Genomic DNA, 12006 nt, shown 5'->3' on the forward strand with positions numbered 1-12006 from the left:
ATATTTGAGAATCATAATTTCCTCCCCAATAAAATATAACCAATGTCAGAAGAACAAAAACAACTCCTACAGCGTAAACTCTGGGAAATAGCAAACCTCCTAAGAGGTAAAATGAACCCAGACGATTACCGTGACTACATTTTAGGATTTATATTTTTCAAGTATCTATCTGAAAAACAGGAGCTTTATGCAAATCAACTACTTGAAGGTGAGGAAGTAACCGATTTCACGAAAGTGGAAGACCCAGAAACACTTGAGGCAATCCGAGAAGAGTCACTTATAAAATTAGGATACTATCTTAAGCCTGAAGAACTATTCGCAGCAGTAGCCAGCAAAGGAAGTTCTAAAATAGAAGGCGAAAGCACGTATATTCTAGATGACCTTCAGGAAATCCTACGCCATATCGAGCAAAGTACTATGGACAGTGAGTCTCAAGATGACTTTGAAGCACTGTTTGAAGACTTAGACTTAACCTCAACCAAGCTAGGGCGTACCGTAGGTGCAAGAAACGAGATTATCGTAAAGATTATCAATGCTTTGGATGAAATAGATTTCAGATTAGAAGATATCGATAGCGATGTATTAGGTGATGCTTACGAGTTCCTTATTGGTAAGTTTGCAGCTGGAGCTGGTAAAACCGCAGGAGAATTTTACACACCTCAACAGGTTTCTACCATACTGGCTAAAATTGTCACTACAGGAAAAACCAAAGTAAAATCAGTATATGACCCAACCTGTGGTTCGGGTTCGTTGTTATTACGTGTAGCCAAAGAAGCAGACGTGAGCGAGTTCTACGGTCAGGAATTAAACCGTACCACCTACAACCTCGCACGTATGAATATGATTCTGCACGATGTGCATTATCGTCAGTTCGATATACGTCAGGAAAACACGCTAGAAGAACCGCAACACCTAGAGTATCGTTTTGAGGCGATTGTGGCAAATCCACCGTTTTCAGCACATTGGAAAGGGAATAAAAACCCACTCAACAGTACAGACGAGCGTTTTAGTCAGTTCGGGAAGCTAGCACCTAACACAAAGGCAGATTATGCATTTGTAACCCATATGTATTACCAACTAGCAGATAATGGTACAATGGCGTGTGTATTGCCTCACGGTGTGCTGTATCGTGGCGCAGCAGAACACGTGATACGCAAATACCTCATCGAGGAGCTTAATGCATTAGATGCCGTGATAGGTTTACCAGCAAATATATTTTACGGTACATCCATTCCTACCTGTATTCTGGTACTCAAAAAATGCCGTGAGGCAAATGATACCATTATGTTTATCGATGCCAGTGGTGAAGACCATTACGAGAAGGTAAAGAACCAGAACGAACTGCGAGAGCAAGACGTTATGGAAATTGTAGAAACTTATCGCAATAGAACCGAAAAGGACAAATACAGCAACGTAGTCACCTTACAAGAGATACGTGATAACGATTACAACCTCAATATGCCTCGTTATGTAGATACGTTTGAAGATGAGGTCATCATCGACCTAGATGCGGTGACCGAAAGACTCAAAAATATAGATGAACAATTAGCCGAAGTCGATGAAGAAATCGCAGGCTATTGTGAAGAGTTAAACATTGCAACGCCTTTTTAGATGAAGTATAACAACTATTTGGGCGTGACCTTATCAGGTCGGGCTATTCGTTACAAGTCCTCGTTCGTGCCTCACTGTGGGCTTTACACTGCTATCCCTCACGCAAAAACCAGCTCGATATGTCAGAACAATTAAAGCCAGAGCTGCGTTTTCCTGAGTTTGATGGAGATTGGGGCGAGACTACGTTTGATTCACATTATTCGTTTAAGCCTACTAATTCATTTTCGAGAGATAAACTGAACTATGAAGCTGGAACAGTAAAGAATATCCATTACGGTGACATTCATACAGAATTTGACCTATTATTTGATGTAACAAAAGAGAAAGTACCTTTTATAAATGATGACGTTAACATTGAGAACATCGATGATGAAAATTATGTGCAAAAAGGCGATTTAGTCATTGCAGATGCTTCAGAAGATTATGCTGATATTGGAAAAGCTATCGAGGTAATAAACACAAACAATGAACGCCTTTTAGCAGGTTTACACACCTTTCTTGCAAGAAGAGAAGATGATGAGGTGGCTGAAGGTTTTTTTGCATTCTTATTGAATACCTACAAAGCAAGGTATGAGATAATGCGTATCGCTCAAGGAACTAAAGTATTAGGATTGTCTAAAAATAGACTAGGTGAAATACCGCTATACATACCAGAGCCTAACGAACAACAAAAAATAGCCAATTTCCTAAAAGCTATTGATAAACGCATCAAATTACTCAAAGCCAAAAAAGATGCCTTAGAAGAGTATAAAACCAGCATAATGCAAAAGCTATTTGCTCAAGAAATACGCTTTAAGCAAGATGATGGTAGTGATTTTCCTGAGTGGGAGGAAAAGCGAATTGATGAGATATTTGATGTTACCAGAGGAAACGTTTTAGCTGTTCCAGAAATGAGTGATTTACAAACCGAAGAGTACAAGTATCCAGTATACTCTTCACAAACAAAACTTGATGGGCTAACTGGCTATTATAAGGAATTTTTATATCAGGACGCTATTACGTGGACAACTGATGGAGCAAATGCTGGTGAGGTTAAATTTAGAAAAGGAAAATTTTATTGCACTAACGTTTGTGGTGTTTTACTCAGCACTGATGGATACGCAAACAGCTGTATAGCTCAATTATTGAATAAAGTAACTCATAGATATGTCTCCTACGTTGGTAATCCTAAATTAATGAATAACGTTATGGCAGGTGTGAAAATTGAATTTCCACACACCGATGAACAAGCTAAAATAGCAGAGTTTATTGATTCAATAAAAGTTAAGGTTGACGCATTATCTTATAAAATAGAGGAAATTGAAAACTATAAGGAATCTGTACTTCAAAAAATGTTTGTGTAGTTATGGAGTTGACGAAGGCAAAAATAGAGGAGTTTAAAGACGAAATAGAAGGCTTAACAGGCTATAGCTTAATTGTTAAAGAAATTGAGGAAAACCTACCTAAAAATCCAGATATCTCAATAGAATCTTGTAAATCATTGATAGAAGGACTTTGCAAAAAATCTTTAGAGCTTATCAGTGATAAGTACAATGACGATATACGAGTAAGAAGGAACTGCGAAGGTAAAATGACATATTTAGTAAGAATGGCTTTCGATGAGGTTTACAGAACTGGATTTGAGAGAGATTTACATATGTCACTCTATAAAATTATAAAAAATAAAGATAGAATTGACTCGCTCATTACTTCAGCCACCTTAGAAATGCAAAAGAACGCAAAGAAAGCAGTTGATAAGATAACAGCGATAAGACACGACAGAGGTGATATATCACACGGTAGAATTTATCCAAAACCTTCAGAAAGTGAACTACATCTAGCAAGGTCTATAGAGTCTATTACTGATGGTATTTGCTCGTTTATGATACACGAACTAGCCATACAGTATGAAATCAAAAAAGAAGAAGATAAAAAGCTGGTTTACAAAAAAGAAGAGGATTACAATGAGTGGCTAGACGACCAAAACGATAACCTCATTACAAAAATTGACTTCAGCAGATTGCTTTTTGACAACAGCTATGAGAAGTATGAGGAAATATACTACGCAGAGTATCAGGATTACCTAGATACACTTCAGGATGATGATGCAGATGAATCAGCAGACACACAACCAGTCGAAGCTGTACAACGTGAGGTGGAAAACCTCATCAATACATTCAAAGAAGAAGAGTTTTGGACACCTGAGCGATTAAAATCACTTGAAGATTGGACTAATGGCTACAATTTCAAAATAGATGAAACAAAGTCCGTTATCGAAGAATATCTTTTCACTGACAAATTGCCATTACCAGATGAAGCTATAAAGGTTTTAAAAGAAAAACCAAGTTTAAAAGAACGCAAAGAAATGGTTGAGTTTTCAATGGGACGAATTAGGATGATTGCGGAGTCATTAAAAGAAAATTAAAGAGCTTTTATATTGGATAGAATTGAGATAAATACACCAGAAGAATTTACCGAGTACTGGATAAAAAAGGAGACCCAAAATCTAAATATTAATTTTGAGTTTCTTATTCCATTTCCTATTCCTAATGTTAGACAGGGTGCAACTCATTTACAATCTGTAAAATTGCACGACTGTATTTTTGTACACGGTTTGAAGTTAAATTCCAATGGCCCGGTAACCAATAATGATGGAAAGGTTATCAGTGAGTCTAACTTGGAGTTCATTAATTGCGAGATACATAAAAAACTCGATGCTGAGGATTCGGTGCTAAATTGTAAGGTAAGATTTAGAAATTGTGACTTTTATGGTGATGTAAATTTTAGAAACACAAGTTTTAAACAATTAGCAGATTTTTGGAAATGTACATTTCATCAACCTACAACCTTTTACAAGACAGACTTCTGGGATATTACGGTTTTCTCGGCAGTAACATTTAAAGAGAACGTTTTGTTTACGTACTCATTGATTGATAAACTGATGATACTACGAGGTGCTAATCCAGAGAAGGGCTTTGATATTTCACTTGCCATTATAGCTGGTCAAATGAACGTTTATGATTTTCGAATGGACGACTACAAATCCTATGGAGAAATCTATAAGAAAGCAGCTAAACTCTCTAGTCATAAAGATGCTAAATCTTATAATGACGTTTTCGAGAATCTTTATGAAAATGCAGTTTCGTCACATCACAAAATCCCATTAGAAAACAAGAGAGAAACATATCGCATACTCAAAAGTCAACTTGAGTCTCAGAAAAACTTTGTAGATGCGGTACCATATCGAGTGATGGAAAGCAAGACACTTTTAAAAGAGTCTTGGAAAAAGCTAGTAAATGGTCATACATTCAGCAGACCGATTTCAAATATTATAGTATTATCACTTAATGCTATATCTAACTGGTTTGGTCAGTCTTATATTTTAGGTTTTGTTTTCACAGCTGGTGTAGGTGGTTTGTTTTTTACTTGGATGCTGTCCTATATTGGGAACTTTGAGTTGACTACAGATATCTCAGAATGGCAATGGCAGTACTTTGTACAGTACCTGAATCCCACACATAGAACAGATTTTATGAAAGCCATAGATGAAAACCCTAGTCAAGGATTTTATGTATTAGATTTCGTGGGACGAATATTTATAGGATATGGAATCTATCAAATCATACAAGCATTTAGGAAATACAAATAGATGACAACACAACCAGAACAAATATTAGAGAATAACCTAGTTATGCAGCTAGTCGCATTAGGTTACAAAAAAGTGGAGATAGTTGATGAGGTTTCTATGTTGTCCAATTTAAAAACGCAGTTAGAAAAGCATAATAAAGTAGCCCTATCAGAGCAGGATTTTAAGCAAGTACTTAACTACATTAACAAAGGGTCAATTTTTGACCGTGCAAAAATTCTACGTGACCGTGTACCGTATGTAAACGATAAAGGTGAAAACAAAACCATAGAACTCATTAACCAGATACACTGGTGTAGAAATGAATATCAGGTGACACAGCAAGTCACTATTGAAGGTAAGTACAAGAATCGTTACGATGTTACGATTCTCATAAACGGTTTACCATTGGTACAAATTGAGTTAAAGCGTAGAGGTTTAGAACTTAAAGAAGCATTTAACCAGATTAACCGCTATGAGCGTCACAGCTTTGGAGCTGGAGCTGGTTTATTTCAGTTTATACAGTTATTCGTAATCAGTAATGGAGTCAATACAAAATACTACGCAAACAGTCCTATCAAAGCTCGTTCGTTCAAGCAAACCTTTTACTGGACAGACACCAAAAATAAACTTATTACTCAGCTAGCAGACTTTTCTGAGATATTCCTAGAGCCGTGTCACGTATCAAAAATGATATGCAAGTACGTTGTGATGAACGAGTCAGGACGTTACCTGATGGTATTACGTCCGTATCAGTTTTATGCAGTAGAAGCTATTATCGATACCGTAAAGACCACAACAAAAAACGGTTACATTTGGCACACAACAGGTTCCGGTAAAACATTAACATCGTTTAAGACCAGTCAGATACTCACGCAAATGCCACAGGTTCACAAAGTGGTTTTTGTAGTGGATAGGAAGGATTTGGATTATCAGACCACTAAAGAATTTAATAGCTTCAGTAAAGGTAGTATTGACGGTACAAATGATACCTCAACACTAGTAAAGCAATTAACAGGTGATGCAAAACTAATAGTAACCACTATACAGAAACTTAATACCGCAGTGACAAAGTCACGCCATATCAAAAAAATGGAATCGCTTAGAGACAAACGAGTGATTTTCATATTTGATGAGTGTCACCGTTCGCAGTTTGGTAAAACACACGAAGCGATTAAGACGTTTTTTGAGAATAGCCAGATGTTTGGTTTCACAGGAACACCTATTTTTGAACCTAACGCAGGAAAGAACGAATATGGCAAACGTACCACTGCAATGCTATTCAATAAAGACTTGCACAAGTATGTGATTACTGATGCCATACGTGACGAGAACGTACTTAAATTCTCAGTAGAGTATATCCAGACCTTTAAAAAGAAAGATGGAATCCAAGATATTGAGGTAGAAGCGATTGATGAGAAAGAAGTAATGGAAGCACCTGAACGTTTAGATGCTATTACTAACTATATCATAGCAAACCACAACAGGAAAACCCACAGCCGAGAATTCACCGCAATCTTTTGTGTGAGTAACGTTGATACCTTAATCAAATACTACAACCTATTCCAACAGAAAAAGGAAGCTGGAGAACACAAATTACGCATAGCAACCATATTTTCATACAACGCAAATGAAGACGATAAGGAAGCAGTTGGTGATACGTGGACAGATGAAGAATATGCAAGAGCAGCAGAACCATCAGCAAGCTATGGAACAGCTGAGAAGAACCAGCACACCAGAGAACACCTTGAAGGTTTCATAGGTGACTACAATAAAATGTTTGCGACAAATTACAGTACTAAGGATTCGCATTCATTTTACAATTACTACAATGACATCGCAAAGCGAGTAAAGCACAAGCAAGTAGATATTTTACTGGTGGTCAATATGTTTTTGACTGGTTTTGATAGTAAGTCACTGAATACCATTTATGTAGATAAAAATTTAAGTTTTCACGGTCTAATACAAGCCTATTCCAGAACAAACCGAATATTAAACGAATTAAAATCGCAAGGTAACATCGTAGCGTTTAGAAATTTAAAAGAACGCACCGATGAAGCAATCAGCTTGTTCTCAAACATCAACGCAAAGGACGAAATTATAATGCAGCCGTACGAAGAGTACGTTGAAAAGATGAACGCAGCATTTATCGCATTACTGCTAATAGCACCTACGGTTAACAGTGTAAACAATCTGAAGGATGAAGAGGAAGAACTAGCTTTTGCGAAAGCATTTAGAGAGCTAATGCGTTTAAAAAATATTCTTAGCACGTTTACAGAGTTCACGTTTGATGACCTCAGCGTAAACGAGCAAACTTTTGAAGATTATAAAAGTAAGTATCTAGACCTATACGATAAAGTAAAGAGTCACGATGCAAAGGAAAAAGTATCGATACTTCAGGATATAGATTTTGAGCTGGAGTTGATACACCGTGACGAGATTAATGTTGCATACATTTTAAAGCTATTAGCAAAACTCAAGGATGCCACACCAGAAGATAAAGAAAAGCAAGAGAAAGCTATCTACGATATCATCGCTGGAGATACGAGATTACGTAGTAAGCGAGAACTAATAGAGAAGTTTATAAATCAACATTTACCACTAATTGAAGATTCTGAAGATATTGGTGACGAATTCACAAACTTTATAACTAAGGAAAAGCTAATGGCTATTAAAGACCTCAGCGATAAAGAAGACCTAGATGCTACTAAACTGGAGAAAGTAATCGGTGACTACCTATTCACAGAAAAAAAGCCTTTACGTGATGATATTGTTGATTTAATGAACCAAAGACCAAGTTTGAAGGAGCGAAAAGCAAAATCTGAAAGAGTGACTTCAAAAATTCTAAAGTTCGTTGAAACCTATATAAGTGGGATTAATTATTAAAATATATATATATGACTAAAAGAAAAGAAGATTTTAAAGTTTGGATGGTTCGTGCAGGAAGTGGTAGTTGGTTGCTAGATGATTTTCTAACTGAAGAAGTTGTAGCTATTGGTTGGAATGATTTAGGAGAATTGGAGAAGGGACTTACTTTAGAAAAATTAAAGAAAAGGTTAGTAGAAAACTATCCAGATGATTCAAAAGGGAGAATAGGTCAAAGTGCTGGACAAATATGGCGTCTCTATAGAGATTTTAAAGTGGGTGATAAAGTTATTACTTATGATTCTGATGCTCGAATGTATTATATTGGGGAAATTAAATCCGGTTATAAGTTCAGTGAAAAATTAAAATATCAGCATCATCGAAAAGTCAAATGGGAAGAAATTCCTATAGAAAGAGATTTATTAAAAGTAAGTTCCAAAAATACCTTAGGTTCAATTCTGACTATTTTTGAAGTCCCAAAGGAAATTTGGAATGAATTGAGAGAAGCTCATCCATATTATATACCTCAAGAACAAATAGATGAACAAGAAGAATTGCTTAGACGCTATGAAGAACAAGAATTAGAGCAATTAAAGGAAGATGTAGTTTATAGGTCAACGGAATTTATTAAGGATATAATTACAAAATTGTCCGCATCTGAATTGGAGGAATTATCAGCTGGCATTATGCGAGGAATGGGATATAAAACAAGAATGACCAAAAAAGGTGGTGGCGATTTAGGAAGTGATATTATGGTATCTCCAGATGGTTTATCAATGATTGAACCTATCATCAAAGTTGAAGTAAAGCATAAAATTAAAAGTAAAGATAAAGTATCAGCTCCTGAAATTAGGAACTTTGTAGGAGGACTAAGAGTAACGACAAAGGGAATTTATATTTCTTCAACAGGTTTTTCTAAAGAAGCACAATATGAAGCAGAAAGAGCCAACTTTCATATCACCTTAATTGATTTAGATTATCTAGTCGAATTAATTATAGAATACTATGAGAAGCTCGACTCCGAAACAAAATCTTTAGTTCCTCTGAGGGCTATTTACTGGCCACTATAAAATCGCTGGAACTGTCAACTATTTTGTCAACTGTAAAAACAAAGCCCCGACATCATTGCGATAACAGGGCTTTTTGCGGAGAAAGAGGGATTCGAACCCCCGGAGGTGTGACCCTCAACAGTTTTCAAGACTGCCGCATTCGACCACTCTGCCATTTCTCCTTGAGTGCTTCTCATCAAGGTATTTCCTTGAATGCGGTTGCAAATATACTACGTTTTTTAAAACCACATAAACTTTTTTGGCTGAAATTTCAGTACCTAAAGTATTGTTAAGTGTGTATCCCGTGTTGCAACAACTCATTAATTTTATTTGAAACTAACAAAACCTATCCATGTCCGAAATACTCAAACGTATCATAGCAGCACAGCAAAGCGACGACTCTCCATTTGTAAAAGATTCCGAAGGAAGGATCCTAGAACTTACCACTACCCAAGGCGAGGTGTTCACCGGCTATTACCAAGCCGATGATGGCACTTATTATACACAACAGGATTGGCTGGAGCACCAACGGCAGTTGGAACTGCAAAGAATTGCCGAAGAAGAATACGAAGCCCAACAAGCCGCGTTAGCACAGGAGAGAGCCCAACGTGAAAGAAAGAAAGAGCAATTGGCAGCACAGCAAAAAAAGAAAGTAAAAAACATAAGCAACATACCAAGAGCCAGAACCATGCTGGTCGCGATAATGGTGCTTTCGGGGATTGTGGTGTTATCCTTTATATTTTGGCCCGATACTATAAAAACAGATCAGGATACAAAACCAGAGGTTTCAACTAATGATGTTGTTACCCAGCAACCGTTGGATACTATCTTCGGAAATGCCATTATTACAGGTATAGATGTGAGAATGAGAGCCCAACCCAACCTACAAGGGAAAATTATAACCTACTTTCCTAAGGAGAATGAACGTGTGCTCGTGGTACAGGCAGTAAACGATACGTTGGACTGGGCCAGGGTAAGGCGTGAAAACGGTATCGAGGGCTGGGTCTTTGGGGAATATGTCAAGGCGATGGAGTAAGAATATTAAGTATGGAGTAAAATCAAAGTATGGAACTACCTATTATTTTAGTGTTTGTAATTATTGGTGTTACCATCCTATTGTTTGTTACTGAGTTTTTCGCAATAGACAAGATCGCGTTCCTTATTATCATCGCCCTTGTTCTCTTGCAGCTTACCACCCCAGAGGAAGCTATTAGTGGTTTTTCAAACCCGGCTGTCATTACCATTCTCTCATTAATGATACTGGCTATTGGACTAGAGGACAATGGTGTAATACAGTGGTTAACCTTGGGTATCAAGAAACTGAAGATACTTCCACTACTCCTGCTCACCCCAGCATTTATGGTACTCTCGGCTAGTATTTCGGCTTTTATAAGCACAACGGCCGTGGTAATCATATTTATAAAGATTGTGAGCCAGTTGGCCGAGAAGTACAATTTTGGGACGGCCAAATTGCTTATGCCAATTTCCTTTGCCGGGATCCTTGGAGGAAGCTGTACACTTATGGGGACCTCTACCAACCTCTTGGTAAATTCCATTTCAAAACAACAAGGGGTGGAAGCTTTTTCATTTTTTGAATTTACCCAGTACGGTCTTATTTTCTTGGCAATCGGTATCGTTTTCATGACAATAGCTGCACGGTTCCTACCTAAAAGACAAGCAACAGATCTCCCGCACGAATACGAAATCGAAAACTATATCTTCACCGTAGAGATTTCAGAAACATCAGACTTAGTTGGAAAGACCATCAAGGAAGTAGATTTTATGGCTGAAGATATTGCAACCGCCTTAAAGCTTATTAGAAATAACAACATTATAAATGCCCCTGGTATCCATGTAGACCTAAAAGCTGGCGACAACCTGGTGCTCATGGGCACTTTCGATAACATTACAGAGATTGTCCAACAACACGAACTGGCCATTAACGACCGTCGCCGTGATGCACAGAAAGATGTTTCGACAGAGAGTGATAATAAGGAAAGTGATACCATGGCGTATGTAGAATTGTTGATACTTCCGGGGTCGAAACTTATTGGAAGCACCTTAAAACATATGAGGCGCATGTCGCTAAATGGCGCCTACCCAATCGCCATTAAAAAAAGAAAGAACTTGAGGAACACCAAGGAGCGACTCATACGAAAGGACATAAGCGATATAAACATAAAATCCGGTGATCGTCTTCTGGTGGAGCTTCAGGAACAGCAATTGGGGAAGATGTATGCATTGGAGAATGTTGCCATACTAAACCAACACGAGTACCAACCCCCAGTGGCGTTTCGGCGTAAGATTACAGCGCTCCTTATACTGCTGGGAGTAATTGGACTAGCAGCCAGTGGCCTCTTGTCCATTCTAGCAGCTTCCTTAACCGGGGTTGCCGCCCTACTCCTCTTCAGGCTGATAACGCTAGAGAATATTTACCACAGGGTAAATTGGCAGATCATATTCTTACTGGCCGGAATGATCCCCATAGGAATTGCTTTGAACAATACCGGGGCCGATTCCTTTATTAGCGAACAACTTATGAAATTGTTACAAGGGCAATCCCCTATGATAGTAATTGGTTTATTGTTTGGAGCCACTATGTTGCTTTCAGGGTTTATAAGCAACAATGCCACTGCTATTATTATGACCCCTATTGCAATCGCTATGGCTTCAGGGTTTGGGCTGGATGTAAAGACCTTTGTGCTGGCCGTACTGTTTGGGGCAAATTTCAGTTTTTTTACTCCTGTGGGCTACCAAACCAATACGTTGATATACAGCACCGGTACTTATAAATTTAAGCATTTCGTTATTATAGGTGGCATACTTTCCCTTATCTTGTGGGTAGTTGGCACACTGTTATTAACCAATACTTTATAA

General features: G+C 37.7%; 8 protein-coding genes and 1 tRNA gene. 8 read left to right on the forward strand and 1 reads right to left on the reverse strand.

From position 1 onward, the window contains the following. Positions 1–42: 42 nt before the first annotated feature. From C8D94_RS10360 to C8D94_RS10385, 6 genes are all read left to right on the forward strand, one after another. The gene (locus tag C8D94_RS10360) at positions 43–1611 is read left to right on the forward strand and encodes a type I restriction-modification system subunit M (RefSeq protein ID WP_115123872.1); all 1569 of its coding nucleotides are present in this window, start codon (positions 43–45) and stop codon (positions 1609–1611) included. 119 nt (positions 1612–1730) lie between these two features. Beyond that, positions 1731–2954 carry a restriction endonuclease subunit S gene (locus tag C8D94_RS10365; RefSeq protein WP_115123873.1) on the forward strand — a complete coding sequence of 408 codons (1224 nt, stop codon included), beginning with the start codon at positions 1731–1733 and terminating at the stop codon, positions 2952–2954. Positions 2955–2956: 2 nt separating this feature from the next. Next, positions 2957–4015 carry a hypothetical protein gene (locus tag C8D94_RS10370; protein ID WP_115123874.1) on the forward strand — a complete coding sequence of 353 codons (1059 nt, stop codon included), beginning with the start codon at positions 2957–2959 and terminating at the stop codon, positions 4013–4015. 12 nt (positions 4016–4027) lie between these two features. Further along, positions 4028–5239: a pentapeptide repeat-containing protein gene (locus C8D94_RS10375; RefSeq protein WP_115123875.1), complete on the forward strand. Its 1212-nt coding sequence runs from the start codon at positions 4028–4030 to the stop codon at positions 5237–5239. Next, positions 5240–8101, forward strand: a complete 2862-nt coding sequence (locus C8D94_RS10380) for a type I restriction endonuclease subunit R (RefSeq protein WP_115123876.1) — start codon at positions 5240–5242, stop codon at positions 8099–8101. It begins immediately after the preceding gene. 11 nt (positions 8102–8112) lie between these two features. Next, on the forward strand, positions 8113–9150 hold the full coding sequence (locus C8D94_RS10385) for a restriction endonuclease (RefSeq protein ID WP_115123877.1): 1038 nt from the start codon (positions 8113–8115) through the stop codon (positions 9148–9150). A 76-nt stretch (positions 9151–9226) separates the two neighbouring features. Here C8D94_RS10385 and C8D94_RS10390 read toward each other — a convergent pair. Next, positions 9227–9311: transfer RNA gene (locus C8D94_RS10390), tRNA-Ser, on the reverse strand. 170 nt (positions 9312–9481) lie between these two features. On the opposite strand from C8D94_RS10390, the gene C8D94_RS10395 reads away from it, so the two are divergent. Both C8D94_RS10395 and C8D94_RS10400 read left to right on the forward strand, forming a co-directional pair. Beyond that, on the forward strand, positions 9482–10165 hold the full coding sequence (locus C8D94_RS10395; protein ID WP_115123878.1) for an SH3 domain-containing protein: 684 nt from the start codon (positions 9482–9484) through the stop codon (positions 10163–10165). A 29-nt stretch (positions 10166–10194) separates the two neighbouring features. Next, entirely contained in the window at positions 10195–12006 is a 1812-nt protein-coding gene (locus tag C8D94_RS10400; RefSeq protein ID WP_115123879.1) for an SLC13 family permease, read from the forward strand.

Source organism: Marinirhabdus gelatinilytica, assembly GCF_003353425.1.
GTDB classification, from domain to species: Bacteria; Bacteroidota; Bacteroidia; order Flavobacteriales; family Flavobacteriaceae; genus Marinirhabdus; species Marinirhabdus gelatinilytica.

What these genes read in the sequence shown, in the direction of transcription:
- C8D94_RS10360 (WP_115123872.1), top strand. Translation starts at nt 43, where the DNA reads ATGTCAGAAGAACAAAAACAACTCCTACAGCGTAAACTCTGGGAAATA.
- C8D94_RS10365 (WP_115123873.1), top strand. Translation starts at nt 1,731, where the DNA reads ATGTCAGAACAATTAAAGCCAGAGCTGCGTTTTCCTGAGTTTGATGGA.
- C8D94_RS10370 (WP_115123874.1), top strand. Translation starts at nt 2,957, where the DNA reads ATGGAGTTGACGAAGGCAAAAATAGAGGAGTTTAAAGACGAAATAGAA.
- C8D94_RS10380 (WP_115123876.1), top strand. Translation starts at nt 5,240, where the DNA reads ATGACAACACAACCAGAACAAATATTAGAGAATAACCTAGTTATGCAG.
- C8D94_RS10385 (WP_115123877.1), top strand. Translation starts at nt 8,113, where the DNA reads ATGACTAAAAGAAAAGAAGATTTTAAAGTTTGGATGGTTCGTGCAGGA.
- C8D94_RS10395 (WP_115123878.1), top strand. Translation starts at nt 9,482, where the DNA reads ATGTCCGAAATACTCAAACGTATCATAGCAGCACAGCAAAGCGACGAC.
- C8D94_RS10400 (WP_115123879.1), top strand. Translation starts at nt 10,195, where the DNA reads ATGGAACTACCTATTATTTTAGTGTTTGTAATTATTGGTGTTACCATC.